25 protein-coding genes and 2 pseudogenes are annotated in these 25,546 nt (G+C 73.6%); 13 read left to right on the top strand and 14 right to left on the bottom strand.

Annotation, left to right across the window (positions count from 1 at the left end):
- Positions 1–68 precede the first annotated feature (68 nt).
- A complete protein-coding gene (locus tag ACFWP2_RS10740; protein WP_380450008.1) occupies positions 69–737 on the top strand; it encodes a M15 family metallopeptidase in 669 nt (222 codons plus the stop codon).
- An 11-nt stretch (positions 738–748) separates the two neighbouring features.
- Positions 749–1,762 carry an endonuclease/exonuclease/phosphatase family protein gene (locus ACFWP2_RS10735; RefSeq protein ID WP_380450007.1) on the top strand — a complete coding sequence of 338 codons (1,014 nt, stop codon included), beginning with the start codon at positions 749–751 and terminating at the stop codon, positions 1,760–1,762.
- Between the two features lie 285 nt (positions 1,763–2,047).
- Here ACFWP2_RS10735 and ACFWP2_RS10730 read toward each other — a convergent pair whose 3' ends face one another.
- The 5 genes from ACFWP2_RS10730 to ACFWP2_RS10710 all read right to left on the bottom strand — a co-directional run bounded on the left by ACFWP2_RS10730 (position 2,048) and on the right by ACFWP2_RS10710 (position 6,566).
- Positions 2,048–2,704 carry a DUF4232 domain-containing protein gene (locus ACFWP2_RS10730; protein WP_380450006.1) on the bottom strand — a complete coding sequence of 219 codons (657 nt, stop codon included), beginning with the start codon at positions 2,702–2,704 and terminating at the stop codon, positions 2,048–2,050.
- Positions 2,705–2,894: 190 nt separating this feature from the next.
- On the bottom strand, positions 2,895–3,905 hold the full coding sequence (locus ACFWP2_RS10725) for a hypothetical protein (protein ID WP_380450005.1): 1,011 nt from the start codon (positions 3,903–3,905) through the stop codon (positions 2,895–2,897).
- Positions 3,902–4,774: a hypothetical protein gene (locus tag ACFWP2_RS10720; RefSeq protein ID WP_380450004.1), complete on the bottom strand. Its 873-nt coding sequence runs from the start codon at positions 4,772–4,774 to the stop codon at positions 3,902–3,904. Before ACFWP2_RS10720 ends, ACFWP2_RS10725 begins: the two co-directional genes overlap by 4 nt.
- On the bottom strand, positions 4,771–5,628 hold the full coding sequence (locus ACFWP2_RS10715; protein WP_380450003.1) for a hypothetical protein: 858 nt from the start codon (positions 5,626–5,628) through the stop codon (positions 4,771–4,773). Before ACFWP2_RS10715 ends, ACFWP2_RS10720 begins: the two co-directional genes overlap by 4 nt.
- A 62-nt stretch (positions 5,629–5,690) precedes the next feature.
- Positions 5,691–6,566 carry a hypothetical protein gene (locus tag ACFWP2_RS10710; RefSeq protein WP_380450002.1) on the bottom strand — a complete coding sequence of 292 codons (876 nt, stop codon included), beginning with the start codon at positions 6,564–6,566 and terminating at the stop codon, positions 5,691–5,693.
- A gap of 387 nt (positions 6,567–6,953) precedes the next feature.
- Between ACFWP2_RS10710 and ACFWP2_RS10705 the strand changes: the two genes are divergently transcribed.
- Both ACFWP2_RS10705 and ACFWP2_RS10700 read left to right on the top strand, forming a co-directional pair.
- Entirely contained in the window at positions 6,954–7,634 is a 681-nt protein-coding gene (locus tag ACFWP2_RS10705; protein WP_380450001.1) for a hypothetical protein, read from the top strand.
- The gene (locus tag ACFWP2_RS10700) at positions 7,625–8,413 is read left to right on the top strand and encodes a helix-turn-helix domain-containing protein (protein ID WP_380450000.1); all 789 of its coding nucleotides are present in this window, start codon (positions 7,625–7,627) and stop codon (positions 8,411–8,413) included. The genes ACFWP2_RS10705 and ACFWP2_RS10700 overlap by 10 nt, the downstream gene beginning before the upstream one ends.
- Here ACFWP2_RS10700 and ACFWP2_RS10695 read toward each other — a convergent pair.
- Both ACFWP2_RS10695 and tnpA read right to left on the bottom strand, forming a co-directional pair.
- Positions 8,389–9,045, bottom strand: a complete 657-nt coding sequence (locus tag ACFWP2_RS10695) for a class I SAM-dependent methyltransferase (RefSeq protein WP_380449999.1) — start codon at positions 9,043–9,045, stop codon at positions 8,389–8,391. The two genes, ACFWP2_RS10700 and ACFWP2_RS10695, sit on opposite strands and share 25 nt — an antisense overlap.
- Before the next feature lie 351 nt (positions 9,046–9,396).
- A pseudogene (gene tnpA, locus ACFWP2_RS10690) lies at positions 9,397–9,824 on the bottom strand (IS200/IS605 family transposase).
- Between the two features lie 24 nt (positions 9,825–9,848).
- Between tnpA and ACFWP2_RS10685 the strand changes: the two are divergent.
- From ACFWP2_RS10685 to ACFWP2_RS10670, 4 genes and pseudogenes are all read left to right on the top strand, one after another.
- On the top strand, positions 9,849–11,075 hold the full coding sequence (locus ACFWP2_RS10685) for an RNA-guided endonuclease InsQ/TnpB family protein (RefSeq protein WP_380449998.1): 1,227 nt from the start codon (positions 9,849–9,851) through the stop codon (positions 11,073–11,075).
- 50 nt (positions 11,076–11,125) lie between these two features.
- Positions 11,126–11,590 (top strand): annotated as a pseudogene (locus ACFWP2_RS10680) (protein kinase); the annotation flags it as partial.
- A gap of 125 nt (positions 11,591–11,715) precedes the next feature.
- Positions 11,716–13,011 (top strand): hypothetical protein, encoded by a 1,296-nt coding sequence (locus ACFWP2_RS10675; protein WP_380449997.1) that lies wholly within the window; start codon positions 11,716–11,718, stop codon positions 13,009–13,011.
- A 300-nt stretch (positions 13,012–13,311) separates the two neighbouring features.
- Positions 13,312–14,574 carry an alpha/beta hydrolase gene (locus ACFWP2_RS10670; RefSeq protein ID WP_380449996.1) on the top strand — a complete coding sequence of 421 codons (1,263 nt, stop codon included), beginning with the start codon at positions 13,312–13,314 and terminating at the stop codon, positions 14,572–14,574.
- A 58-nt stretch (positions 14,575–14,632) separates the two neighbouring features.
- On the opposite strand, the gene ACFWP2_RS10665 is transcribed toward ACFWP2_RS10670, so the two are convergent.
- Positions 14,633–16,120, bottom strand: a complete 1,488-nt coding sequence (locus tag ACFWP2_RS10665; RefSeq protein ID WP_380449995.1) for a PucR family transcriptional regulator — start codon at positions 16,118–16,120, stop codon at positions 14,633–14,635.
- A 284-nt stretch (positions 16,121–16,404) separates the two neighbouring features.
- Here ACFWP2_RS10665 and ACFWP2_RS10660 point away from each other — a divergent pair, with 284 nt between their 5' ends.
- The gene (locus ACFWP2_RS10660; protein ID WP_380449994.1) at positions 16,405–17,409 is read left to right on the top strand and encodes an alpha/beta hydrolase; all 1,005 of its coding nucleotides are present in this window, start codon (positions 16,405–16,407) and stop codon (positions 17,407–17,409) included.
- 80 nt (positions 17,410–17,489) lie between these two features.
- Here ACFWP2_RS10660 and ACFWP2_RS10655 read toward each other — a convergent pair whose 3' ends face one another.
- The 5 genes from ACFWP2_RS10655 to ACFWP2_RS10635 all read right to left on the bottom strand — a co-directional run bounded on the left by ACFWP2_RS10655 (position 17,490) and on the right by ACFWP2_RS10635 (position 20,656).
- Positions 17,490–18,470 carry an AraC family transcriptional regulator gene (locus ACFWP2_RS10655; RefSeq protein WP_380449993.1) on the bottom strand — a complete coding sequence of 327 codons (981 nt, stop codon included), beginning with the start codon at positions 18,468–18,470 and terminating at the stop codon, positions 17,490–17,492.
- Between the two features lie 255 nt (positions 18,471–18,725).
- The gene (locus ACFWP2_RS10650) at positions 18,726–19,085 is read right to left on the bottom strand and encodes a hypothetical protein (RefSeq protein WP_380449992.1); all 360 of its coding nucleotides are present in this window, start codon (positions 19,083–19,085) and stop codon (positions 18,726–18,728) included.
- Positions 19,086–19,318: 233 nt separating this feature from the next.
- The gene (locus ACFWP2_RS10645) at positions 19,319–19,522 is read right to left on the bottom strand and encodes a DUF397 domain-containing protein (protein WP_380449991.1); all 204 of its coding nucleotides are present in this window, start codon (positions 19,520–19,522) and stop codon (positions 19,319–19,321) included.
- 73 nt (positions 19,523–19,595) lie between these two features.
- Entirely contained in the window at positions 19,596–19,838 is a 243-nt protein-coding gene (locus ACFWP2_RS10640) for a DUF397 domain-containing protein (protein WP_380449990.1), read from the bottom strand.
- Positions 19,802–20,656, bottom strand: a complete 855-nt coding sequence (locus ACFWP2_RS10635; RefSeq protein ID WP_380449989.1) for a helix-turn-helix domain-containing protein — start codon at positions 20,654–20,656, stop codon at positions 19,802–19,804. Before ACFWP2_RS10635 ends, ACFWP2_RS10640 begins: the two co-directional genes overlap by 37 nt.
- A 247-nt stretch (positions 20,657–20,903) precedes the next feature.
- Between ACFWP2_RS10635 and ACFWP2_RS10630 the strand changes: the two genes are divergently transcribed.
- Positions 20,904–21,296, top strand: coding sequence for an ATP-binding protein (locus ACFWP2_RS10630; RefSeq protein WP_380449988.1), 393 nt, complete (start codon positions 20,904–20,906; stop codon positions 21,294–21,296).
- Positions 21,293–21,559: a hypothetical protein gene (locus ACFWP2_RS10625; RefSeq protein ID WP_380449987.1), complete on the top strand. Its 267-nt coding sequence runs from the start codon at positions 21,293–21,295 to the stop codon at positions 21,557–21,559. Before ACFWP2_RS10630 ends, ACFWP2_RS10625 begins: the two co-directional genes overlap by 4 nt.
- Before the next feature lie 110 nt (positions 21,560–21,669).
- Here ACFWP2_RS10625 and ACFWP2_RS10620 read toward each other — a convergent pair whose 3' ends face one another.
- On the bottom strand, positions 21,670–22,653 hold the full coding sequence (locus ACFWP2_RS10620; RefSeq protein WP_380449986.1) for a hypothetical protein: 984 nt from the start codon (positions 22,651–22,653) through the stop codon (positions 21,670–21,672).
- A gap of 206 nt (positions 22,654–22,859) precedes the next feature.
- Here ACFWP2_RS10620 and ACFWP2_RS10615 point away from each other — a divergent pair, with 206 nt between their 5' ends.
- Both ACFWP2_RS10615 and ACFWP2_RS10610 read left to right on the top strand, forming a co-directional pair.
- On the top strand, positions 22,860–23,984 hold the full coding sequence (locus ACFWP2_RS10615) for an alpha/beta hydrolase (RefSeq protein WP_380449985.1): 1,125 nt from the start codon (positions 22,860–22,862) through the stop codon (positions 23,982–23,984).
- Positions 23,985–24,031: 47 nt separating this feature from the next.
- Positions 24,032–25,132 carry an RICIN domain-containing protein gene (locus ACFWP2_RS10610; protein WP_380449984.1) on the top strand — a complete coding sequence of 367 codons (1,101 nt, stop codon included), beginning with the start codon at positions 24,032–24,034 and terminating at the stop codon, positions 25,130–25,132.
- Positions 25,133–25,546: the final 414 nt, after the last annotated feature.

The raw sequence follows: 25,546 nt of genomic DNA, 5'->3' as shown, positions 1-25,546 counted from the left end.
CAGACGTCCTCGCAACACCGTGCCTTCTCCAATGGTCCGGCAACGGACGAGCGACACCGGAGGCAGGAATGGACACGACGGACACCCCGACGGGACCGGCGACGACGGGGACGGCAGGGACGACGGCGGGGACGGCGGCGCGCAGCGGACGGCGGCGGCTGGCCGCGGGCGCCTCGGCGGCGGCGGTGCTGGCCCTGGCCGGGGCGTGCGCCACCGACCCGCCCGGCACCGAGGCCGTGCTGCGCACCCTCGCGGCCACCGTCACCGCGCAGCCCGTCCCGGTGGCGGCGGGGGCCGGCGGCGAGGCGGACGGGGAGATACCCGACGGCCGGACGCTGACCCCCGCCGACACCGGTTCTCCGGCCGTCGGCAACCTGGACAAGCCGCTGCTCGAGGCCCTTCAGCGGGCGGCCGGCGACGCCCGGGCCCAGGGCATCGAGATGACCGTCACCTCCGGCTGGCGCAGCAAGGCCTACCAGCAGCGGCTGCTGGACCGGGCGGTGAACAGGTACGGGAGCGTGGAGCAGGCCCGCAAGTTCGTCAACACGCCGGAGAAGTCCGCGCACGTCACCGGCAAGGCGGTGGACGTCGGCCCGACCAACGCCGACTACTGGCTGATCCAGCACGGCGCCCGGTACGGGCTGTGCCAGGTGTACAACAACGAGATCTGGCACTTCGAACTGCTCACCCGGCCCGGCGGGACCTGCCCGGCTCCGCTGCCGGACGCCGCAGGGTGAGGGGGGACGACATGACCGCTCCGGTCCTTCCCGGAACGCCCGGCGACGTGCCTGGCGACGTGTCCGACAAGGCCGCCCGCCCGCCCCGCCGACGGCCCGCGCCCCGGTGGCGGCGCGGGCGCGTGCCCGCCGTGCTCGGGCTGCTCACCGCCCTCGCCCTCGGCGGCCACCGGCTGGTGCCGGACCTGGGGCTGGGCCTGGGCAGCCTGTGGGAGAGCGCCCTGCCGTGGAGCGCCCTGGTGGCGGTGGCCGTCCTGCTGTGCGCGGCGCTGCGCCGGGCACCGGCGGCGGCCTGCGCGGGCGGGGTGCTGGCCGTGGTGTGGGCGGTGGTGTTCGGGCCGCTGCTGCTGCACGGCGGCGGGGCGCCGGCGGGCGGGGCCGGCGGGCCGGGCCTGACGGTGGTCACCCACAACGTGAACGCCGCCAATCGGGACCCGGCCGGCACCGCGCGGGCGCTGCTCGCCGCGAACCCGGACCTGGTCGCGCTGGAGGAGGTCACCGACGCGGCCCTGCCCGCCTACCAGGGGGTCCTCGACAAGGCGCTGCCCCACCGCGCCCGTACCGGCACCGTCGCCCTGTGGAGCCGCTACCCGGTGACGGAGTCCCGGCGGCTGGTCATCGATCCCGGCTGGAACCGCTCCCTGCGGGCCGAAGTCCAGGCCCCGGGCGGGCCGTTGGCGGTGTACGTCGCCCACCTCGCCTCGGTGCGGGCGACCGTCACCGGCTTCGCCACCGCCCACCGCGACCGCGACATCTCCGCCCTCGCCCGGGCCCTGGACGACGAACCGCTGCGCCGGGTCGTGCTGTTGGGCGATCTCAACACCGCCGCCGGGGACCGCGCCCTCGCCCCGCTCACCAGCCGTCTCGCTCCGGCCCGCGGCGGATTCGGGTTCAGCTGGCCCGCCGCGCTCCCCCTGGTCCGCATCGACCACGTGCTCACCCGCGGCCTCACCGCCACCGCCACCTGGACCCTGCCCGCCACGCCGAGCGACCACCGCCCGGTGGCGGCAAGGGTGTTGGCGTGACGGCGGGCCTCCGAGCGAGCGGCTCGGAGGCGTGCCGCCCGGCCCGGTCAGGCGACCAGGCGCAGCCAGGCCGCCGCGAGTGCGGCGTCGGCAGTCGGTGATCGAGTCGCCGGTGAACATCACGGTGCTTCCCGGGCGGAGGGTGATCGTCATGGGCGCTCCTTGGAAGAGGTGGGCGGGACCTCTCGAAGGTGCCGGAGCCTGCCGTCACCGTTCCGTCAGCACACCGGCGGCTCCGGCATCGCGCTGACATCAGGCTTTCACCACCCGTGACATGACGATCAGTCAGCTCACGGGAACGGCGTCCTTGGGCAGGGTGTGCCAGTTGGTGACGACCGGCTTGTCGACCGGGGTGGTGCCGACGGGGACGCTCACCGGGTTCGGGTCGGGGTTGCCGATGCCGATGATGGCGTCGGTGAACTCGACGGCCTGGTTGCCCTTGGTGGTCTTGGCCATGATGCCCGCGTAGGCGGTCTTGGCGCCGCTCAGGGTGATCGGCTCTCCGGCGCCGTGCTCGAAGGGCGCGGCCTCGATGCCGCCGGAGCCGAACGCGATGACGGGGTGGGTGCCGGGGAGCGTGCAGGTGATGCCCTGCTTGGCCTTGGCGCTGATCAGGATGTAGCCGCCGCCCTGGCTTTCGGCCTTCGCGGAGAAGACCAGGTCGTTGGCGCCGCAGGCCTGGCCGTAGCCGCTCTTGTCGGCGGGGGTGGCGGAGGCGGACGGGGCGGCGGCGGGGGCCTTGGGGGTGGCGGCCTTCGTCGGCGAACTCCCGGCCGGGGCGGCCGTGGTGGGCGCGGCGGCGGTGGCGGCGGGGCCGGTGGCCGCGGGGCCGGTGACGGCGGGAGCGGGGCTCGCGTCGCTGTTGTCCGGTCCGCAGGCCGTGGCGGTGGCGGCGATCGCCGCGACGGCGGCGGCGGTGAGGACGAGGCGGCGCGTACGCATGCGGTTTCTCCTGCTGTCGTTCGGTGGGTGCGGTCTCCGAGGTGCTGTGTGATCACCGTAGAGGGGGGACGTTCACGGGTCGGTGCGGGAAATATCCCGATCCTGTCCCAGACCGCACGGAGGAGGAGGCACGCGGGAAGACGGCCGGGCCGGCTCCCCGAGGGGAACCGGCCCGGCTGCTGAGCTGCCGTCAGGCCAGCAGGTCCGCCTGGAGGGTGACGACCTGCCGGAAGGGCGCGGTGGGCACGCCGGCGGGGTTGGTCATGGTGACGACGGCGAGGACGTCGGCGGCGGAGAGGTAGGCGACGCGGGCGGTGGGGGCGCCCTTGGGGCCGGCCGTGGTGGCTTCCACGGTGGTGAGGCTCATGCCGTCAGGGGTGTCCCAGTCGTCGTGGGGGGTGCTCTTGCTGTCGGCGGCGGCCTTGGGGCGGCCCTTGGCGCGCAGGTCGGCGAACGCGCTCCAGGACTCCCGGACGGAGCCGAAGCGCAGCAGCCGGATCTGGGTGCGGGTGCCGTCGGAGGCGGTCCACTCCCGGACGGTGGCCGCGCGGCAGGCCTCCTCCAGCATCAGGACGCGCATCTTGGCCGGGTCCTGCTGGTCCTCGGCGAGCGCGTCACAGGGCACCCACCGGCCGGACTCGGAGCCCTGGGCGGGCGCGCCGGCGGAGGCCGAGGGCGCCGGGGAGGCGGACGGGGACCCCGAGGCGGTGGGCGATCCCGAGGGCGCCGGGCCGGTGGTGGGGGCAGGGAAGACGGGCGGGGTCAGCGAGCCGCCGGCCTCCTTGGGGGCGGGCAGCAGCAGGTGGCGCAGGTCCGCGTGGTGCAGGGACTTGCCCTTGTCGTCCGGGGCGCTCTTGCCGGCCGGCAGCGGCGGCAGGGTCAGCGGCGCGAAGGTGTAGCGGCCGTCGCTCGCGGTGGCCAGGCCCGGAAGGTCGGTGCGCTCCGGCGCGGTGACCGCCAGGGCGGTGCCGGTGCCGGCGAGGGCGAACACCAGGGCGGCGCTGCCCCAGCGCACCGCGGCCTTGCGGCGCAGGGTGCGGCGGGCCTCCTGCTCCGCGAGGACGGCGGGGTCCACGAAGGCGGCGGCGGGGGCCGCGGGGTCGGAGACGGGCGCGGCGAGCGCCGCCAGGAGCGGATCGGCCTCGGGCGCGTTCCCGGGCGCGGCCTCGGGCACGGGCGGCGGCGTGGCGTGGTCGGTCATACGGACGCTCCGGGGCGGGCGAGGCGGTCGAGCTGGAGGGTGAAGAGGGCGACGATCTTGTCCTTGGGCAGCGGTGCCGCGCCCTCGGCGCTCATGATCACCAGGAGGTCGCCCTCGGCGGCCGAGCACTCCAGGTAGTCGATCGGCGCGGACGGCGGCGCCGGCATCAGGTAGCAGTGGGCCTCGGGGTGGCCCGGGATGGCCGGGCCGATCCGGAACAGGCCGGTGTCGCCGGTGAAGACCGCGGTGTACTCGTTGATCCGCTGCACTTCCTGCTGGTTGAACTGGCGCAGCTTCAGGCCGACCACCAGGTCGTCCCCGGCGGCCCGGTAGGTGCGCACGCCGGTGGCCTTGACGTGCATGCTCTCCCAGTAGGCGCGCATCTTGTCGCGCTTCTCCTTGGGGAGCTGCTGGAGGTCGGCGTCCAGCTCGGCGGCCAGCTGCTCGCCGCTCAGCTCGGTGTCGTTGCCGTAGCCGCTGTCGTCCGGGCCGAGCTCGTAGCCGGCCGGGACGGGCAGCAGCAGGTCGCGCAGCGAGCCGAAGTGGCTGCCGTTGGACTTGGCACCGTACGGCGTGGCGGTCGCGGTGGGGGTGGGACCGGTGGACGGGGCGGCGGCGGTGGCCGGCGCGGGGTCGTCGTACTGGGTCTTGATGATGCCGATGCCGATGACCACGCCGACCAGCGCGGCCGCGGCGGTCGCGGCGCCCGCGCGCAGCAGGCGTCGGGAGGCGGGACTCGGCCCGGCGGGCCCGGCGGGCGCGGCAGGGTCGACGGGCGGGGCGGCGTCGACGGGCGGGGCGGCGGGCGCGGCGTTCACCGGCTCGGGCGTACCCGGGGCGGCGGCGGTGGTCAGGGTGTCGTCGTTCATACGAGCCGCTCCCACTGACGCTTGGCGAGGTCCTTGAGGGTGTCGGGGTTCACCGGCTGGGGGCCAAAGACCTCGACCTTCATCTCCAGCGGGCCGCGCTTGGCGACGGCCTCGCCGAGGTAGTACTGCTCGTTGGTGTCGGCCCAGTGGCGCGGCGCGGCGTCCACCCTGTAGCCGCCGGCGGCGCCGTCGGCGAACGCCGGCCAGGTGACGGAGCGGACCTGGTCCGCGTGGTCGGCGGTGTACTGGGTCAGCGTGACGCGGTAGCGGACGTCGTCCTTCTTCCAGGCGACCTCGGCCGCGCGGCGGAAGCCGTTGGCGGCGAGCTCCTTGAAGGTGCCGACCGCGTCGCCGTTCTCCTCGGCGAGTTCGCCGATCGAGATCCAGCTCGGCTTGTCCGGGAAGTCCGCCCAGGAGGCGCTGCCCTCGGGCGCGGTGATGAGTAGCTTGGTCAGGTCGCCGTCGATGGCCAGCGGCTTGGGCTGTTCGGCGGCCAGGGCGGCCGGGTCGACCGTGTCGGCCGGGTAGGACGGGCGGGCGACCTGGAGCGGCGGCAGCGGCGTGGGCGGGCGCTGGGCCTGCACGGCGTAGCCGACGCCACCGCCGGCCAGGGCGCCCAGCACCAGGGCGCAGGCGCCCAGCAGCACGGGGCGGGGGCGGCGCGGGGCGCGCGGGGCGGCCTCGGCGGCGGTCGCGGCGGCGGTCGCGGTCGCGAACGGCTCGGCGGGGACGGCGAGTTCGCCATCCTGCGGCACGACGGGAGGGGCGGCCGGAGGCGCGGCGGGCGGCGGCGGAACGGCGGCCGCGGACGCGGCGGGCACGGCGGGCGCCGGCTCCGCGGGTTCGGTGGTCACGGAAGTGGCTCCAGAGGAGGAGGAAGAGGAAGGGGTGGCGTCGTACGGGCGGGGAGCCGGGCTCAGCCGCCGGTGGTGAGCCACTCGCGCTGGCGCTTCATCAGGTCGTTCAGCAGCGCCTTGTCGGGCGTCCCCTTCACGTCGACGTCGATCGTGTACTGGATCTCGCCCTGGCTGGAGATGCCGCTCATCGAGCCGGTGTACGCCTGGTGCTTGGGGGCCTGGAGGTAGCCGTGGCCGCCCGGGTCGCCGTCGATGTCGAACGGGTCCAGCGACTCGACCTTGAAGCCCTTGACGAAGTCGCGCGCCGCCGAGGCGGATCCCAACTTCAGCAGGGTGACGGTGACTTCGGCCTTGCCGTCGGCGGTCCGGTACGTCCGGGACGCGCCGCCCTTGTAGCCGTACGAGCCGAGGATGTCCATGATGCCGTCCTGCTTGCCGAAGAGCGCGGAGACGTCGTCGTTGGTCATGGTCATCCCGTCCGCGGGGCCGTAGGACTCGCCGCCGGCCGGGATGGGGAGCAGGAAGTAGCGCAGGTCGCCCTCGTGCAGACCGTTCTTGACCGTGCCCTTGACGGTACTGGCGGGCGCGGGCTCGGCCGGGACGGCGGTGGGCACCGGGACGGGCGCGGCCGACGGCGTCGCGCTCACGGAGGCGCTCGCGGAGGCGCTCGCCGAGGCACTCGCGCTCGCGGCCGCCTTCGACGGGGCGGGGGCGGCCGGGCGGGCGGCGGGCTTGCCGACGGCGACGGTCACCGCGGCGCTGGCGGCGGTGACGGCGAGCAGGCCGGCGGTGGCCAGCGCGACACCGACGGCGCGCGGCAGCCGGCGCGGGGCCTGCGGCGGCACGGGCGCGGCGGCGCCCACCTCGACGCCTGCCGCGGCGGCGGCCGGTGCCGGCGGTCCGGCGGCGACACCCTCGTTCTCGGGCTCGGACAAGGGAATCCCCCCAGGAAGAATGCGGAATCTCACGCGCGGGGCCCCTCTCGGACGCCACTCCCCCAGCGGGTTCTCCGGGATTCCGTCACGCGTGTCGGCAGGAATTATGAGAGGCCGCCGACACCGCTGCCAAAACTGTTAACCGCCACACTTTCCCCCAATGTTCGACGAATCGGACACACCGTGATCGAACCGCAATGGGGCGCTGTCCTGCGGCGATGACGCCGTGTCGACACATCGATTCGAACACGGGCCCCTTTCCGTCCGGTCCCGTGACGATGTCGCGGTCCCGTCACCGCTCCGCACGAAGACCTGCCCGCCCGGGCGGGGCGGCGTCAAGAACGGGCAAGGGACGGGAGGAGCCGGGAGAGGAAAGGGGGAGGCGCCGTGGCGAGGGAGGATTTCGGCCGCCGGCGGGCGTGGCCGGCCGTGCCGGCGCTCGCGGCGCCGGCCGTCGCCGGAGTGCCGGTGGTGTGGGCGTGGTCGCTGGACCGGCCGGTGGGCGCGGGGCCGCTGTGGCTGTGCGCCGCCGCCCTGGCGGTGGGCGCGGCCGCCTCGGTCCGGCCGGGCCGAGGGGCGGGGCGACGGGCGGACCACCCGGGCCGGCGGGCGCGCGGCGCCGGTGGGGACGCGGCGGTCCGCGCGTGGGCGGTGCTGCTGTCGGCGGCGGTCTGGGGGACGGTGTTCGCGACGGCCCAGGCCGTCCACACCGTCCAGGTGCGGGTGCACGAGCCGCGCAGCGTCGGGGCGGTGGTCACGCACTGCCGGGTGACCGGCCGGCAGCCGGTGGAGGGCGGCGGCCTGGGCGCCAGGACGTACGGCTGCACCTACCGTTGGACCGTGGACGGACAGGAGTTCAGCGAGGAGCGCCCGGTCGACGAGCCCTACCCGGACGGCCACGAGGTCCGGGTCTGGCTGGAGGACGGCGGGCGGCGGATGGTCACCGGCCGGCCGAGCGCGGTGGCGGCCCCGTTCTGGATCGTGCTGGCCCTGCTCGGCCTGGCCGCCGTGCCGTACGCCACCGCCCGCCTGGCCGGACAGGTCCGGGAGGCGGACCGGTGGAGGTGACCGGGGCCGCGGCCGGGGCCGGGGCCGGGGCCGGGGCCGGACAGCCGCGCTTCACCGTCGGCCCCGGATACGCCCTGTACCGGGGGCCGCTCGCCGACAGCGCCTTCCACCGCCACGCCGCCTTCCAGGTCGCCCTCGCGCCCGCCGCCCGCACGGTGGCCGTCGACGACGACGCCGGGAGGCGCCACCGCGGGCCGGCGATCGTGGTGCCGCCGATGGTGCGCCACCGGATGGCCCCGGTCCGGGAGGTGCTGGTCTTCTACGTCGACCCGCACTGTGCCTTCGCCGACCGGCTGCGCGCGGACGGCGCGCAGGGGGTCACCGTGGCCCCGCAGTGGCACGGCCTGACCGAGCGGGACGTACGGCCGCACGGCGGCCTGCCCGCCACCGGGCTGGACCCGAGGCTGCGCGCCGCGATGGCGGCACTGGCCGACGACCAGCAGCCGCTGGAGGGGCTCGCCGCGCGCGTCGGGCTGTCCCCGCAGCGCCTGCGGGCCCTGGCGCAGCGGCAGTTGGGGGTTCCGCTGGCGCGCTGGCGCAGCTGGCAGCGGCTGTCCCGGGCGGCGCTGGCGCTCGGCGAAGGGTGCTCGCCGGCGCAGGCGGCGTTCGCGGGCGGATTCGCCGACCAGGCCCATTTCACCCGGTGGATGCGGGAGTTGACGGGGCTGACGCCCGCGCAGGTCTCGCCCGCGCTGCGCGGAGCCGGGGGCCTGCGCGGATCCGGGGGCCTGCGCGGGGCCGGGTCCCGCGCCGCTCAGGCGGGGCGGCGCGCGGTGTAGAGGGACATCGAGCCGGTCACCGTCGCGACGGTCTCCGTCTCGCGCACGCCCTCGAAGCCGGCCTCGGTGATCAGGCGGGGCAGGATGCCGTCGGCGTTGGGCTGGGTGTCCTGCTTCCCGTCGGCGAACTGGACGATCCGGAAGGCCAGGCGCATGGCCGGTGTGCGTTGCCGCCCGTAGTCGGCGATCACCAGTTTGCCGCCGGGGCGCAGCGTGCGGTGCATGGCGGCGAGGATGGCCCGCTTCATCGGGAGGGGGCACTGGTGGAGGACGAGGCTGGAGACGACGGTGTCGGCCGCCTGGTCGCCGACGACGTCGGCCACCGCGTCGCCCATGCCGGTGCGGAAGTCGGGGGTGGCGCCGGCCTCGGCGGCCTTGCGGCGGGCCAGGCGCAGCACGGCCGGGTCGGGGTCGATGCCGATGACGGTGGCCTGCGGTTCGGCGCGGTGCAGGAGGACGGCGAAGGAGCCGGTGCCGCAGCCGACGTCCACGATGACGTCACCGGGGCGGGGGGCGGCGTGCATGGCCAGCAGGCTGCGCCACAGGCGTTCGCGGGTGAGGGAGACGAGGGGGTCGTACAGGCCGAGGGCGAAGCGTCCGGCGGCGGGGGTGAAGGTGTCGCTCGGTGTCATGGGGCCAGTGTGGGCGGGGAGTTGGGGCGTGGTCTTGAACGATTCGCTCGCCCCGGAGCCGCCCGCGGGGGCTGCGCGGCGCCGACCCGCGATGGGCCTCCGGGGGCCCGGGCTCACGGGTTTCGCGGGATCACCGGGCGGAACGCCCCGGCCGTGCGCGAGAATTCGCGCTGTGCCACTCCCCGACCTCATAGGCCCATACCGCCCGCTGCGACTCATCGGCGCGGGCGGTATGGGCACCGTCTTCTATCTCTGATCTTGGCCAGTGCTCCGCCCTTCAGGGCGGGGGTGAAGGCCGTCCTTGGCCCGGAGGCGCGGAGCGCCGGAGTTCGCTGTGCCTCGGGGTAACGATTAGACGGGCCGCTTCTGGTTCTCGATGTACTGCTTGACCACGGTCAGCGGTGCGCCGCCGCGGCTCCCGGCGAAGTAGGAGCCGGACCAGAAGTGTCCGCCCCACAGGTACCGGCGCACGTGCGTGTCGTACTCCTTGCGCAGCAGCCGGGCCGAGACGCCCTTGAGGGAGTTGACCAGCTTGGAGAGCTGGACCTTCGGCGGATAGTGCACCAGGAGGTGCACGTGGTCGTCCTCGCCGTTGAACTGCTTCAGCTCGGCCTCGAAGTCGGCGTATACCTCCCGCATGATCTCTTCGCATCGCGTCAGCATGGCGTCGGTCATTGCCTTGCGTCGGTACTTCGTGACAAAACCAAGTGGACATGCAAGTTGTAGACGACGTGACGCCCGGTGCGGACATTGGGATTAGGGTTCCATCGTGGTGACATAAACCAAAGGGTGTAGTGATTGACATGCAGCTTCGGTACAGCTTCCGCGTGTACCCGAGCGCCGGTCAGCGCATGGCGTTGGCGAGGGCGTTCGGGTGTGCTCGGGTTGTCTTCAACGACGCGCTCCGCGTCCGTGAGACCGCCCGCGCCGCCGGGCTGCCGTTCGTTGCGTCGGGTGAGCTGTCCAAGCAGCTCACCGCCGCGAAGAAGACCCCCGAGCGGGCATGGCTCGCCGAGGTGTCATCGGTCGTGTTGCAGCAGTCCCTCCGGGACCTGGACACCGCCTACCGGAACTTCTTCGACGGCCTCAAGGGCAAGCGCCCGCGCATGGGCGCCCCCCGCTTCAAATCCAAGAGGGACACCCGTCAGGCGATCCGCTTCACCGCGAACGCCGGGTGGAAGATCACAACCGGGGGAAAGCTCCGGCTTCCCAAGGTCGGTGACGTGGCCGTGAAGTGGTCCCGTTCCCTGCCTTTGACCCCGTCCACGGTGACCGTGGTCAAGGACAGTGCGGGCCGCTACTTCGCCTCGTTCGTGGTCGAGACCGACCCCGAGACGCTGCCGGATACGGACAGCGTGGTCGGCATCGACCTGGGCCTGACCCACTTCGCAATCCTGTCCGACGGCACGAAGATCGAAAGCCCGCGCTTCCTTCGCCGGGCGGAGAAGAGGCTCAAGAAGGCGCAGCGGAACCTGAGCCGGAAGGCGAAGGGATCAGCGAACCGGGCGAAGGCCCAGATCAAGGTTGCCCACGCCTATGCACGGACCGCCGATGCGCGACGCGAGTTCCACCACCAGCTCTCCACCAAGCTGATCCGCGAGAACCAAGCGGTTGCAGTGGAAGACCTTGCGGTCAAGGGCCTCGCCCGCACTCGCATGGCCAAGTCCGTACACGACGCCGGATGGTCGGCATTCACCGCGATGCTGGAGTACAAGGCCGCTCTGTACGGGCGCGTGTTCCACCGCATCGGACGGTTCGAGCCCACGTCTCAGGTCTGCTCGGCCTGCGGCGTCCAGGACGGCCCCAAGCCTCTCAACGTCCGCGAGTGGACATGTGGAGCCTGCGGGACCGTTCTGGACCGGGACATCAACGCGGCGGTCAACGTCGCCAAGGCCGCCGGACTGGCGGTATCAGCCTGCGGAGCGCGGGTAAGACCGGGACTCGTCCCGGCACAGCGCGAAGAAACAGGAACCCACTCGAAGCCCCACCCGGTGACCACCGGCAGGCAGGCGGGAATCTCCGTCCTTTAGGGCGCAGAGGATGTCAATGCCTTCACCCCGGAACGGGGCAGCCGCTCGCGGTGAAGGTCCTCCACGCCGACCACGCGCAGGACCCGGTGCACCGCCGGCGCTTCGCCCGGGAGGTCGCCGTCCTGCGGAAGGTCACGGGCCCGTACCTGGTGCCGCTGGTGGACGCCGACCCCGACACCGGGCAGCCGTGGCTCGCCACGCCGTACGTGCCCGGCAACACCCTGCACCAGCATGCCCGGCGGCACGGGCCGCTGACGGGTGTCGCCCTGACGACGTTCGCCGCCGCAACCGCCCACGCGCTCGCCTGCATCCACTGGGCCGGGGTCGCCCACCGGGACCTCAAGCCCAGCAATGTCATCCTCGCCGCGGACGGCCCGCGCGTCCTGGACTTCGGCATCGCCCACCACCTCGACGCCACCTCCGTCACCGCGACCCGCGTGACCACCGGGACCCCCGGCTGGATGGCCCCCGAGCAGCTCACCCGGGGTGAGACCACCACGGCCACCGACGTGTTCGTGTGGGGCATGCTGGTGTGCTTCGCCGCGACGGGCCGCCATCCCTTCGGGAACCCCACCGGCATCGACTTCCGGATCGCCGGCGCCGGCCCACCGCCGGCGGCCTGGCCGAGGCCGTCGCCGCCGTGTACGGGCCGAGCGGCACCCAGGTGTTCCCCACCGTGGCCTTCACCCGGGCCGTGGACACGGCCGCCGCGGGACTGCCGCCGATCGCCGCGCTGCCACCCGTCGGCTGGGAGGTCCCCGCGGCCGACCACGACCTCACCAAGGTCCTCCCGCCGCCCGGGCCCGTTCCTCCACCGCCTCCCCCGACCGCTCCCCCGACCGCTCCGACGGTCACTCCTCCGGCCGATCCGACGCGACGCCCGCCCGCCGCCGGCGCCGTCCGCGGCACCGGCGGCCGCTCCGGTACGGCGGTCCGCGCGGTCGGCGGCGGTGTGCTGCTCACCGCCCTCACGGCCGGCCTGGTCTTCGCCGCCCTGGACAACGGCGGCACCGACCGGGACGGCGGCACCCGTGTCGCGGCCGGCACCGGTGGCAGCCCGGCTCCGAGCGGCCCGAGCGCCACGCACCGCGCCACCCCGACCGCAAGCCCCGTCAACACCCCGACCCCGACCGCGAGTTCGACGCCCACACCCACACCCACACCCACGCCCACCGAGACCGCCCGGAGCCTCTTCGGCGGCATGGGCATCACCGCCCCGGCCGACTGGCAGGTCACCAGGGACCCGCGCAACGACGGCCCGCAGGTGCCGGCCAACGGGGCGGGGGTGACGCTCGGCCGCTACCAGCCCGCGGGCGCCGGCTTCACGGGCCTGCTGATCGCCTTCGACCCGAGCGAGACCGCCGACCGCATGTTCCCCTCCGACCTCAGGAACTCCAGCGTCCTGTGGGCGGGGCAGGACGGCGGCACCCCGGAGACGATCACCGCCGCCGAAGCCGGCCCGCTGGTGCCCATCGGCGGCCGCAAGGCCCAGAGCTGGACCGTCCGTACCGACGTGCTGCCCGACTACAACGGCACCCGCACCCACACCCACCGGGTGTGGTGGCTGCCGGCCTCGCACATCCGCCTCACCACCTACGGGGACCTGACGGCGGCCCAGGACCAGCAGGTGGACCGGATGATCGCCTCGATGACCTTCGGCACCGCCGACATGCCGCTGGACTGCGCCGACGGAGTCGCCTACCTCGACCGGCTCCACGCCCGCGACACCGCCGCGAGCATCGCCGGCGGCGGCTGCGCCGCCCTCGCCTTCGGCGCCAGGAGCGCCGTCGCCCAGGACCCCGGCACGATACCGACCGGCACCGAGGCGGCCTGCGTCGCCCTGGTCCAGGGCTACCTGGAGGGGGCCTACGGTGTCCCCAGCGACGAGCAGTACGCGGCCGACCGCAAGGGCTGCGACCTGCCGGTGAAGCGGTAGGGCGTGTCCGGGCGATCAGGTTCGGAGCGAGATGGCGAGGGCTGCTGCGATCGCGGTACCGAGGTAGTCCCTTGCCCGGCCCAGGAGTACGGGCACGACGGGCTCCGTCTCCGCGGGCGGGCTCGGTGTTCGGCTCATGGGCCGCGGAGTACACAGCCGGACGCCGGCCCGACCCGCCTCCGCCTCCGCCTCCGCCTCCGCCCGGGGGGATTCCCTGGTTCCGGGGTGGGGCTGGCCGCACCCCCGGCCGGGGGGACCGTCGGATGTCCCGGTGGTCAACGGCTCCGTAGCGTGGTCGTCATGACCCACACCACGACCCGCACCCACTCCCGACAGGCCGTACGGCGCAGGCGAGTTCGCCGGTCCCTGGCCGCCGCGACCGCCGTCGTCCTCGCCGCCCTCGTCGCCACCCCGGCGGCCGCGGCGTCCGAACCCCGCCCGGCCCAGCAGAGCACGGGGCGCGGGGCCCTGCTCGGTCTCACTCCCGTCGCCGACCTGAGCCAGGCCGAGGTCGCCGCGTTCCTCAAGGGCGCCGACATCGACCCGGCGACCGTGCGCCACGGTGTGCGCGGCTACCGCCTCACGTACCGGACCCTGACGCCTCAGGGCGAACCGACCACTGCCACCGGCCTGTTGGTGCTCCCCAAGGACGGCAAGCACCGGCTCGACCTGGTGGCCGACACGCACGGCACGATGGTCAACCGCGACTACGCGCCGTCCGTCGCCAAGGACTTCGGGCTGTACGCGCCCTATCTGCACGCCGCCGCGGGCCGCGCCGTCGCCGCACCCGACTACCTCGGGCTCGGCAAGGGCCCCGGCCTCCACCCGTACATGGACACCGCCTCCGCCGTCTCCGCCTCGCTCGACATGCTGCGGGCCTCCCGGACCGCCGCGCGTGCGCTCGGCAGCCCGCTCACCGGAGACGTGTACGGCACCGGGTTCTCCCAGGGCGGCCAGGTCGCCATGGCGCTGGGCCGCGAGCTGGCGCGGGGCGCGGACCGGCACTTCCGGCTGCGGGCGCTCGCGCCGGTCGCCGGACCGTACGACCTTCGGGGCGCCGAGATCCCCGCCCTGCTCGACGGCCGCGTCAACGACATCAGCGGTGTCTTCTACATGTCGTACTTCCTCACCGCGCAGAACCGGCTGCACCCCGTCTACGGCAACCCGGCCGAGGCCTTCCGGCAGCCGTACGCGGGGTACGTGGAGGAACTCTTCGACACCCGGCACACCGAGGAGGACATCGTCACGAAGCTGCCCGGCTCGGTGAAGGAGCTGCTGACCGACGGCTTCTACGAGCGGCTGCGGCACCCGGACGGCGGCCTGCTGGCCGCGCTCAAGGCGCAGGACGGGACCTGCGACTGGAAGCCCGACGTGCCCGTACAACTGCACAGCGCGGCCGGCGACACCGACGTGCCGATCGCCAACTCCCTCAGCTGCGCGGCCGATCTGGCCCGCAACGGTGTGACGGCCCCTGTGGTCGACCACGGAAAGGCCGACCACAACGGGTCGTTCAAGCTGGCGGGGCCCCAGATCGTGCGCTGGTTCGACACGCTCGCGCGCTAGCCCCGATCGTGCCTGACGGTCCGCTGACGGACTTGAGTTCTAGCGACGGACTTACGTTCTACGCGGCTTCGGCCCGTCTGTGGCCGTCGGCCGTGACGGGCCGGGCGGTGCGCTCGCGGGCGGTGCGGGTGCGCTGCGGCGGGACCTGGTGTGCCGGGTGGACGTTCGCCGTGCGCCGCGCCTGGTCCTGCGGTGCGGCGGGAGGTGTCCGGGCGGCGGTGGCGGTGCCCCGGCCGGTGGTGGCGGCGGCCGCGGTGGTCCGGACCCGGTGGCCGCCGTCGTCGGTGCCGGGGATGGCGGTTTCGTCGGCCGTGCCGAGGGAGAGGAGGAGGTCGCGGACGCGCAGGCCCAGGTGCAGGGTCATGCGGTCCGCTCCGCTGTCCAGGTCGAGCCCGGTGATCTCCTGGATCTGTCGCAGCCGGTAGTGCAGCGAGGTGCGGTGGATCCGCAGGGCGTCGGCGGTCCTGGTCGTCGATCCGGCGTGGTCGAGGAAGCAGCGCAGGGTCTCCGCCAGGCGGTGGCCTCCGCCGGATTCCAGCAGGGTGCGCAGCGGCTTCGGGATCAGTGACGTGTTCAGGGCGCGGTCGGGCAGTTGCAGGAGCACGGCGAGTTCGCCGAGGTCCTCCCAGGAGCCGATGTCGTTCAGGGCGGGTATCCGGCGTGCCGCGCGCACCGCGACGAGCGCCTGTTGGTAGGAGGTCCGGGCGGAGGAGAGGCCGCTGTGGTGGCCGCCGATGCCGATGACGGGAGCGGCCGCGGCGTCCAGGCGGGTGCCGAGGACGTCCAGGATGTGCCGGGACTGCTCCCGCAGTGCTTCGGGTTCCAGCGGCCGGTCGGAGAGTTGCAGCAGGACGACCCGGTCCGGGGTGACCGCGAAGGCACCGTGGGCCGACCGGGTGCGCCGGAATCCGTCCAGCGCGCCGGAGAGCGCGGCCGCCACCTGCCCGGGCGACGCCTGGCAGCGGGCCGCCTGCACGACGCTGACCGCCGCGTGGGGGGCGTCCGGGAGCAGCCCGTCGTCCAGGATCCGGTGGCGGGAATCGGCGCGGGTGGTGGGGTCCGGGTCCAGCAGCGACAGCAGGAGTTCCTGTTCCCCGGCCTGCTCGGCGTCGGCCAGGAGGTGGTCGGCGTACAGCTGGCCGATGACGGCGGGCGTGGCCCGGGCGATGGTCTCGGTCTCCTCCGGGGTCAGGGTGGCGTCCGGTGCGATGACCATCAGCAGGCCGAGGAAGTGGCCGCGTTCGCGCAGCGGTACGCAGTAGCGGGGTTGCAGTCCGAGGTCGTCCCGGCCCCGCAGGAAGTCCGGCCGGGGCCAGCGGGTGACGCCTTGGTCGAGGAAGTGGCGGGAGACGTCGCCGCTCGCCCGTCCCTGGAGGAGGCTGTGGACGCGGGCGCGGTCCGCGTCGCCGAAGTGCCGGCTGGCGCAGACGCCCCGGACCGAGGGGTCGGTCACGGCCACGGACCGGCCGAGCGACTCCGCGAGTTCCTCGATCAGCTGTCGCAGCGCGGCACTGCCGAGGGGGGCTCGCCGCCGTTGTTCGGTCATGGCAGTCCTCATTCGTGGTCGTCCCGGTGCGGCGCGGGGGCCGGCGGAGGCCGGCGGGGTCGGGATCCGGCGGCTTCCCGCGCGCCGGGATCGGCACTGGTGCCCGGGTCGGCTTCCGGTCCCGCTCGTCCCCGGACCACCGTGTCACCGCCGCGATGCCCCACGGTGCACGGCTCTTGCCCGTGCCTGCGGGGTTGCCCTGGCCCTCGTGCATCCGGTGCGCGACTGCCCCAGGCTGATCCCCCGGTCCGTCATGAGCGACCGGTGAACCAGGAGGAGTACTCGTGCCCGAAGACGTCCACGTTCCCCGGGTGGCGCCCGTCCTCGGGCGGCAGACGCGTGCCTTCGTCGAGTCCTGCCCGTGGCCGGCTCCCCCGCCGGCCGGCGGCCCCGCGCCGAGGGAGCGCATGGCGGCGCTGTGGGACGGCGGCGGCCGGGAGGAGCCCGAGGTCGAGGAGGAGTGGCTGGCCGTGCCCGGCGGGGACGGCCAGCGCGGGAACGGAGGGCGCGGGGACGGGGAACGCATCCGGGTGCGGATCCTGCGTCCCGCGGGGGCCTGCGAGCCGCTGCCGGTGGTGCTCTACCTGCACGGGCTCGGCTGGATGCTGACCGACGCCCACGCGCACCAGCAGCTGCTGGTGGACCTGGTGCTCGGGGCGGACGCGGCCGTGGTGGTGGCCGAGTACGACGGACCGGAGCACGCCCGCCACCCGGGTGCCGTCGAGCGGGCGTACGCCGTGGCCCGGTGGATCGCCGCGCACGGCGCGGGCTGCCGGCTCGACGGGAGCAGGATCGCGGTGGTCGGCGCCAGCGCGGGCGCCCAGCACGCGGCCGCGCTCACCCTCCTGGCGCGGGAACGCGGCGGCCCGCGCCTGCGCCACCAGGTGCTGGTCTGCCCGGTGACGGACGCGGCGATGGACACCCCCTCCTACCACCAGTTCGCCGAGGGGTACTTCCTGAGCCGCGCCGCCATGCGGGAGTACTGGCAGCAGTACGCGCCGGACCCCCGGGACCGCGCGCGGAGCGCCGTCTCACCGCTGCGCGCGCCCGTGGAGAGCCTGGTGGGGCTGCCGCCGGCGCTGGTCATCACCGCGGAGGCCGACGTCCTGCGGGACGAGGGCGAGGCGTACGCGGCGCGGCTGCGGCAGGCGGACGTCCCGGTGGTGTCGGCCCGCTACCACGGCACGATCCACGGGTTCGTGCTGTTCGACCGGCTGCGGGGCACGGAGGCGTCCGGGGCGGCGCGCATCCAGATCACGGACGCCCTGCACACCGCCCTGCACGCGTGACGTCGCCGGGGCCCGCGCGGACGTGGCGTCACTCGGGCCCGCGGGGACGTGGCGTCACTCGGGCCCGCGCGGACGTGACGTCACTCGGGGTCGTCCACGGGGACGGCGCCGCCGAGCCGCCGCCACTCGCTCGGGGACACCCCGCAGGCCGCCTGGAAGCGGCGGCTGAAGTGGCTCGGGCTGCTGAACCCGCACCGGGCGGAGACCGCGGCGACGGTCAGGCGGTCGTAGCGCTGGGAGGCCAGCATGCGCCGGGCCTTGCCGAGCCGCTCCTCGATCAGCCACTGCTCCAGGCTGATGCCCGCCCCGCTGAGCAGGGTGTAGAGCCGGCGGACCGAGACGGCGTGCTCGGCCGCGATCCGCTCCGGCGTCAGGTCGCGGTCCGCGAGGTGCGAGCGGGCGTAGGCGAGGACCCGCGTCAGCAGGGTGTCGTCCATCGTCGACCTGACCTCGACGCTCTCCTCGGCGTGCGCGGCCGACAGGAGCAGCGCGCGGACGAGTTCCGTCGTGGCCGACCCCAGGGCCTGCGCGCCGGGATCGGCCTCCAGCCGGCCGGGATCGTGCCACAGGCCCCGCAGGTGCTGCAGCACCAGGCCGTGGAGCGGGCTGGAACGCAACTGCTGGGAGGCCCGCACCACGTCCTCGACCGGCACGCCGAGGCGGTCCATGTCGAACATGAGCGCCTGGGAGGCGCCGTCGCCGGACCAGCCGTACACCCGGGGCGACAACTCGTGGAAGACGCAGATGTCGTCGGCGCCGAGGAGCATCCGCCGGCCCGCGACCTCGGCCCGGTGGACGCCCACGGGCTGGAGCGAGACCGAGACGATGGGGCTGCTCCGGTGGTGGCGCACGTGCTGGGCCGTCCGCCGCACCTCGAAGCCCGAGTTCCGGGTGGCGAAGAGGTCGAGGCCGCCGACCTGCCACAGTTCCATGCACGCGTGGATGCCGGTCTCCGGCTCCTCGTGGAAAACGTCGTTGGGCACCAGCGAATCCGTCAGCGCGTGGTGGAAAGCGTCCACGCGCTCACGGGGAGACACCGTGTCGAGGTCGAGCAGCAGCACACACCCTCCCGAAAGGACCGAATTCGGCCAGTCTGCCGCACCGGTGAGTACTCCCCGCCGCGGCGGACGCCAGGGGTGGATGCCGTGCACTCTCAGGCAAGAGGGCGTGCGCTCCAAGGCAGGTGGGCCCGCCCGGCGAGAGCGCTCCGGGAGCGGTCCGGAAGCCGGCCGGTCCCGTGGGGCAGGCCTTCTCGCCGCCCCGCCGTAGAAGCTCTCCGCGCTCGCGAGTGCGCAGTGTTCCTGGGCGCTTCGTCCCTACCAGGCGTGCCAGAGCACACCGTGGCGGTGGTGGACCGGAGGAATGTCCGCACCGTCGATGTCGTGGCCGGCACGGTGCAGTCCACGGATCCGCTGGGCGTCGAGTCGGCCTCGGAGCCGGGCCCGGCTCTCGGCCGTGGCGATCTCGACGGAGAACGAGCCCGTCCTGCAGTCGAGTGCCATCGACAGCCGGAAGGTGATCCGGTGCACCATCTTCTTCGGGGCAGGGCGACGGCCTTCGCGGGCAGCCCGGCCCAGTTCGGCGCGGGCGTAGCGCAGGTCGTACAGGGCCATGGACTCCAGTGCGCCTTCCTGGGCACGGAGTTGCCGGGGATTCGTGCGGACGGTTCGGGACATCAGGAGCCTCCGTAGGGCCCTCTGGGCTCTCCAGAGGTACCTACGGCGGGTGCGCGTCGGTCAGCACGAGTCAGCCCCATGTCGGTCGGGACGATGTACCAGCAGCACAGTAGTCGCGCGGAGGCGTGGAGGCCCGGGCTTTTGCCCCGGCCTCCGCTGCAAGGCCAAGCCGCTCCACACCGAAACGGCCGGGCGGCCTCGCGTGCTCCGCAAGGCCGCCCGGAAAAAGCGCTTCAGGCGCCGACCGGAAAGTCCCCCACCTGAATGCCCGCGACGAAGGACCGCCACGCCTCCGGGGCGAAGCCGAGTGCCGGTCCGTGGGGGTCCTTGCTGTCGCGAACGGCGACGGAGTCCAGAAGCCCGCTGGCGACCTCAATGCAGTCGCCGCCTTCGCCACCGCTGTAGCTGCTCTTGCGCCATGCCAGGTCAGCTGTCACGCGGATGACCTCCCGAAGCCCTCAGCCGGTAATGGGCTGCCCCGCGAGGCGCGGGGCAGCCCACGGTACTGGGTCAGCTGGTCCCCGAGAAGTCGCCCGCCCGAATGCCGGCAACGAAAGACCGCCACGCCTCCGGGGCGAAGCTCAAGACCGGTCCCTGGGGATCCTTGCTGTCGCGGACAGGGACGACACTGGCGAGGCTATCGGCCATCTCAATGCAGTTGCCCTGGCCGTTACTGTACGTGCTTTTGCGCCACTTGACGGCGCGAGAATCCCGCTTCACGGGGAGTACTCCTCTGCGACCTTCTTCAACCATGCGATGGACTTCTCCGGCTGGACCGACGCCGCCATGAGGCGGTGGAACGCTTCCTCGTGACGAGCGATTTCCTGCGGTCGCTCCGAGTAGATGCTGCTGGTGGTGGTCTCGGAGTAGGTCACGCTGCCAGGGATGTCGTCGAAGGAGAGAACGGAGAACGAGGCGCCCATGGCCGCGTGTGCACCGGCAGAGAACGGCAGGACCTGGATCGTTATGTTGGGTCGCCCATCCGCCATCGCGGCGAGCTGGTGCAACTGCTCTGCCATGGTCTGACTGCCGCCGACCGGCCGCCTTATGACCGCCTCTCCAATGATCGCCCAGAGTTGTGGCGGTTGATGGCGATCAAGAATCAGCTGGCGCTCCATCCGCAGTGCGACTCGCCGCTCGACTTCTTCAGCGGATTCGGTTGGATTCATGGCCCGGATCACGTGTCGCGCATAGGCCTCGGTCTGCAGGAGACCTGGGACCAACTCGCACTCGTAGGTTGCGATCCTTGCCGCGTCCGACTCGAAGCCCACGTAGGCGCGGAACCAGTCCGGCAGAGCATCGCCGTACGCATGCCACCAGCCCTGCTGGCGACTCTGGCGTGTCAACCCGAGGAAGTGCTTCACCTCATCGGCTGAAGTGACGCCGTAATGCGCCAGGAGCTTCGCGGCGTCGCGCTCCTGAAGTGGCACCAGGCCGCTCTCGATCCGGCTCAGCTTCGAAGCGGACCAACCCAGCGCGGCTGCCACGTCCTTGGCGTTCAGCTCGCGCGATGCGCGCAACTTGCCAAGCTCACCGCCGATCCTACGCCGCAGCACGGTCGGACTGCCCATGCGTCACACTCCCTGGCTGTTCGCTTCCTTGCATAGTTTGCCACCCCTCCCGAGGGCTCAGTCGCGCCCCATGATCATGCAATTGCATGGGCGAAGCAGTTGCATGCAATTGCCCCACTAGGGCAATCTACAGGGAGTAGTCCTTCGGGTCGCCTGAGTGACCATGAGTGGCCTACCGCCGGGCATCCCCATGCCTTCGCCCGGCCCCGCATGGCTTCAAACTTCGCTCCTGGAAGGCAACTTCGCCATGTCCTCCCACTGCTCCACCACCTGGCTGCCGCGCAGCCGCCGGGCCCCCGGCGAGGGGCGATCCCTCCTCGCCGCGCTCCTCTCCGCCAACCCCCACGGGGAGCCGTACCTCGACTCCGGGCTCCTGATCGTCTCGGAGCTCGTCACCAACGCCCTCCTCCACGGCACGCCGCCGGGCCACCGCATCTACCTCTCCCTCGATGTCGATCCCGCCCGCCTGCGCATCGAGGTGCACGACGCCCGACGGGACCGCGAGCCCGTCCTGCGCGCCCTCACGCTCGACGGGGAGGCCGGGCGTGGCCTCCACCTCGTCAAGTCCCTGTCCACCCGCACGGGTTGCTCGCCGCGCGAGCACACGGGCAAGATCGTCTGGTCGGAGGTGGCCGCGTGAGGGCCGATCACGACGTCCTCGTGGAGATCCCGGGCCACCGTCCTCCCGCCGTCCACACCCTCAACGCCGATGCCCTCGAACGGGTCTGGGCCTCGGTCTGCCACCTGCCGATGTCCCGCTTCCAGCACCACGTCCTGGAGCGCCGCCTCACCGGCCCCTGCGCCCGGCGCGACATCATCCGCGACCTCGCCGACGCCCCCGTCCTCTCCCTCCCCCTCGGCGACCGCGAACTCCGCATCAGCTGGGCGGACACGGCCCGCTAGCCATCCGGCCCGGACTCCGACGGCGGCCGCGACCACTACCCCGCGTGAGAAGTCGGCCGATCCGACTTCTCGCGCCGAACCGTGCCGAGCAGCACGTCGCACTCCCCCGGTCAGAGCCACCCCCGCCGCGCCGCCTGCACCCCCGCCTGGAAGCGGGTGGTGGCGCCCAGGTGGGCCAGCAGGGTGGAGACCCGTCGCACCACGGTGCGCCGGCCCAGCCCCAGCCGGCGGGCGATGGCGTCGTCCGTGGCACCGCCCGCCATCAGCGTCAGGATCCGCCGGTCGCGTTCGTCGATCCGCAGATCCACCTCCGCCATGGACGCGGGCACGGCCAGGCGCCACAGCGTCTCGAACACCGCCGCCAGGGCGTTCAGCAGTCCGGAGGGCCGGATCAGCAGCGACACCACGCCCGGTCCGTCGTCGGCGGGCAGGGTGACGATGGCCAGGTCGTCGTCCCCGATGGCGAGCTTGAGCGGCGGCTCGTCCAGGGTGCGGGCCTGCTCGCCCGCCTCGATCATCCGCGCCATGTTGGGCCCGACCACCGGGTCCTGGAACGCGCAACCCTGGTAGATCACGCGGTAGTTGACGCCCGCAGCCATCCGGCGGCGCTGCAGCACCTCCTGGTCGAGGTAGTGGGCGCGGCTGCCGGAGTACGGCGGCACGTCGATGACCCGTATCTGGTGGCGGGCCGCCAGCTGGAGGCGGCGGCTGGCGGCCAGCACCTCCACCGGGTCGTCGACGACCTCCAGCGCGCCGTAGCTGCCGGTGTCGCGCCGCGCGAAGCGGTAGAGGCGCTCCAGTTCGGCGCCGGCCCGGCGGGCGGTGGCCTGGCGCAGCGCGTCGTGCTGGAGCAGTGCTTCGACCACCCGGGCGGGCGGCAGTGCCTCCCAGGCGTGGTCGCGGTCGTCGGCGCTGTCGGTGGTGTCGAAGGCCACCGCCACGCCCTCGTCGGCGAGGTCGCGCAGGACGGCGAGGACGGCGTCCTCGTCCAGGCCGCTCTCCCGCGCGAGTTCGGGCACGCGGGCGCGGGGCCGGCCGACCAGGCCGTGGTAGACGCGGCCGCGTTCGGAGTCCGGTTCCAGTACGTCGTGCACGAAGCCCCCCAGCTGTCGCGGTCCCGCCTCCATGTCATGTCCAGGACGGGTTCGGGGAGCCTACCCGCACCGGCGGCGCACATGCGCCAGTGGCCCAGGTGCGCCGCCGGGGGCTCTGGCGTCGGGGCGGGGCCACTGGCAAGAGTTGTCGGCGATCAGTCAGATCACCGAAGACCGCCGTATGTCGCTGAAGGTCGAGGACGCCCATGCCCCCTGCCCGGCTCCGGCGCGCCCGCGCGGCACTCGCCGCCCTGGCCGCCTGCCTGCTCCCGCTCGCCGCGCCGCCCGCGGCCTGGGCCGCACCAGCGCCCGCCGCGCGCGCCGACGCCTCCGGGGCCTCCGACGCCGACGCGCCACCGCCGCTGACCGACGGCTTCGGGCTGACCCAGGTCGGCTCCGCCACCGGCACCGCCACCAACTTCGTCATCACCGTCACCACCCCGAAGGTCGCCGGGCCGCACACCATCCGCATCCTGCTGCCCGCCGACTACGCCGCCCGGCCCGACAAGCGCTACCCGGTGCTGTACTTCCTGCACGGCGCCTCGGACAACCCGAGCGACCCGGCGCTGGCCTACCCCGCGCTGACCGCCGCCCAGTCGATGATCACCGTCATCCCGGACGGCGGCCTGCGCGGCTGGTACACCGACTGGCTCGACCAGAACACCGCCGCCGGCGCGCAGAACTGGGAGACCTTCCACCTCACCCAGGTCCTCCCCTTCGTCGACGCCAACCTGCGCACCCGCACCGACCGCGCCCACCGGGCCGTCGGCGGGCTGTCCATGGGCGGCTTCGGCGCCCTGCACTACGCCCAGGACCGCCCCGACCTGTTCGGCCAGGTCCTCACCATGTCCGGCGCCAACGACCTCTCCACCGACGAGATGATCATCCGCGGCGCCGTGGTCGCCACCCTGACCAACGTCGGCACCGTGCTCTGCGGCCCCAGCGACGGCCACCCCTGCGGCCTGGACTTCGGCCCCACCGTCTCCAGCGACGCGATCTTCGGCACCCCGTACCCGGTCTTCAACGCCGACTGGCGCTGGAACGCCGCCGACCCCGTCGCGCGCGCGGCCACGCTGGCCCACACCGGCATCGCCGTCTACACCGGCAACGGCAACAACAACCCCGCCGACATGGAGTTCTGGGCCGAGGGCACCGCCAAGCGCCTCAAGCAGCGCCTGGACGCGCTCGGCCTGCCGTACCGCTACGTCGACTACGGCGACGGCACCGGCTGGGGCGCCGACTGCCACGGCGGCCACACCCCGGGCTGCTGGGCGCAGGACCTCGCGGACTACGTCCCGCGCCTGGAGGCGGCCTTCGCCGCCGCGCCCTGAGCCCCTGACTCCCTTCCCTCTCTCCTCTCCCGACGAAAGGAACACTCTTGCCCACCACCACGACACCCGGCCGCACCGCGACCTGGCTGCGCCTGTTCGCGGCCCTCCTGGTCACCTGTTGCGCCGCCCTGGGTCTGACCGCCGCCCCCGCCCGCGCCGCCGAAGCCGCCGCGCCGGCCCCGCTCGCCGCCTGCTCCTCTCCCCAGCAGTGCCTGACCATCAAGTCGCTCAGCAACGGGCGCCAACTCGACGTCCAGAACGGCAACACGGGCGACGGCGTGTACATCGTCACCAACTCGGCGCCCGGCTACCACCAGTCCTGGCGGCTGAGCGTCAACACCGCCGACTCCACCTTCGCCATCGTCAACAACGACACCGGCAAGTGCATCGACCTGGCCTTCTTCACCCCGGCGCTGCGCCAGCAGACCTGCGCCGGGCAGGCCAGCCAGCGCTGGTACTTCCAGCCCGCGCCCGGCGGCGGGGACGTGTTCATGATCCGCCACGCCGGCGACAACACCTGCCTGGACCTGCTGCTCGGCGGCAACTACGACGACGCCTGGACCGACCAGTACGCCTGCAACGGCACCGTCAACCAGCAGTGGGCCACCGGCTTCCCGGTCGCCGCCCGCAACCTGGCCGTCGACCACGGCGCCAAGCAGTGCCAGAAGGACCCCTCCAGCTGCTCCTGGGCCACCAAGAGCGAGGCTCCGGCCGCGCCGCTGCCGCGCACCTGCGTCTCCGCGATCTGGTTCAACAACACCAGCAGCGCCGTCCAGCAGTCCTTCGCGGTCACCGACGAGAGCGGCTGGTCCAACTCCATCGGCGGCGACATGGGCACCCAGATCTCCGCCGGCGCGCCCGGCAACGTCCTGACCGGGACGATCAGCTCCTCGCTGAACTACACCAACGAGTGGCACGGGTCGAGGAGCGTCAACAACAGCGTGACCGTCACCGTCCCGCCCCAGGAGTACGGCTGGGTGACGCTCGCCAAGGTCGCCCGCAAGGTCACCGGCACCTGGACCTTCGACGCCCACGGCATCCCGTGGACGGCCGAGGACACCGTCACCGTCCCGCTCAGCTCCGACCCCACCGCCGGCGCCACCCTCTACATCGCCAACACCAGCGCGACCTTCAACAGCTGCTCCTGACGCTCCGCCCGCTCCACGGCCGCCGCCCGCGCACCGCGCCGGGCGGCGGCCGCGCGTCTCCCACCTGTAGCCGGGCCCCGCGGGTCGCCGAAGGTGCGCCGCCGCGCAACTCGCCGTACAGTGCCCCGGCCCACCCCGCCCGCACGGCTGTGACCTGCGCCTTTACCCGAAGCTGCGAGCGGGCGGACATCTGGCTAGCCTGGTCGGGGTGCCTACGAAGCGCCACCGGGCACAGGAGGCCCGGCGGCCGGGGTGCAGACCGAACCGCCCCCTCGGACACCCTGGGCGCAGGCCCGCACCGCACCGCGCCGCTCCCGACGGCCGGCGGGCCCAGGAAACCCCTGGACCCCGTGGACCCGCAGGGCTTCCGGCGCCATCCGCCGAGGAACCCGCACGCCTCTCGGACACCCCACA

This window comes from Kitasatospora sp. NPDC058444, assembly GCF_042721415.1.
Lineage (GTDB): Bacteria > Actinomycetota > Actinomycetes > Streptomycetales > Streptomycetaceae > Kitasatospora.
The sequence above is the reverse complement of the archived record's forward strand: the minus strand, read 5'-3'. Positions and strand labels throughout refer to the sequence as shown.

Coding starts and splice junctions, on each gene's coding strand:
- ACFWP2_RS10670 (WP_380449996.1), top strand. CDS start 13,312: ATGACCCACACCACGACCCGCACCCACTCCCGACAGGCCGTACGGCGC.
- ACFWP2_RS10695 (WP_380449999.1), bottom strand. CDS start 9,045: ATGACACCGAGCGACACCTTCACCCCCGCCGCCGGACGCTTCGCCCTC.
- ACFWP2_RS10735 (WP_380450007.1), top strand. CDS start 749: ATGACCGCTCCGGTCCTTCCCGGAACGCCCGGCGACGTGCCTGGCGAC.
- ACFWP2_RS10725 (WP_380450005.1), bottom strand. CDS start 3,905: ATGACCGACCACGCCACGCCGCCGCCCGTGCCCGAGGCCGCGCCCGGG.
- ACFWP2_RS10650 (WP_380449992.1), bottom strand. CDS start 19,085: ATGTCCCGAACCGTCCGCACGAATCCCCGGCAACTCCGTGCCCAGGAA.
- ACFWP2_RS10685 (WP_380449998.1), top strand. CDS start 9,849: ATGCAGCTTCGGTACAGCTTCCGCGTGTACCCGAGCGCCGGTCAGCGC.
- ACFWP2_RS10630 (WP_380449988.1), top strand. CDS start 20,904: ATGTCCTCCCACTGCTCCACCACCTGGCTGCCGCGCAGCCGCCGGGCC.
- ACFWP2_RS10640 (WP_380449990.1), bottom strand. CDS start 19,838: ATGGTTGAAGAAGGTCGCAGAGGAGTACTCCCCGTGAAGCGGGATTCT.
- ACFWP2_RS10730 (WP_380450006.1), bottom strand. CDS start 2,704: ATGCGTACGCGCCGCCTCGTCCTCACCGCCGCCGCCGTCGCGGCGATC.
- ACFWP2_RS10740 (WP_380450008.1), top strand. CDS start 69: ATGGACACGACGGACACCCCGACGGGACCGGCGACGACGGGGACGGCA.
- ACFWP2_RS10635 (WP_380449989.1), bottom strand. CDS start 20,656: ATGGGCAGTCCGACCGTGCTGCGGCGTAGGATCGGCGGTGAGCTTGGC.
- ACFWP2_RS10665 (WP_380449995.1), bottom strand. CDS start 16,120: ATGACCGAACAACGGCGGCGAGCCCCCCTCGGCAGTGCCGCGCTGCGA.
- ACFWP2_RS10615 (WP_380449985.1), top strand. CDS start 22,860: ATGCCCCCTGCCCGGCTCCGGCGCGCCCGCGCGGCACTCGCCGCCCTG.
- ACFWP2_RS10720 (WP_380450004.1), bottom strand. CDS start 4,774: ATGAACGACGACACCCTGACCACCGCCGCCGCCCCGGGTACGCCCGAG.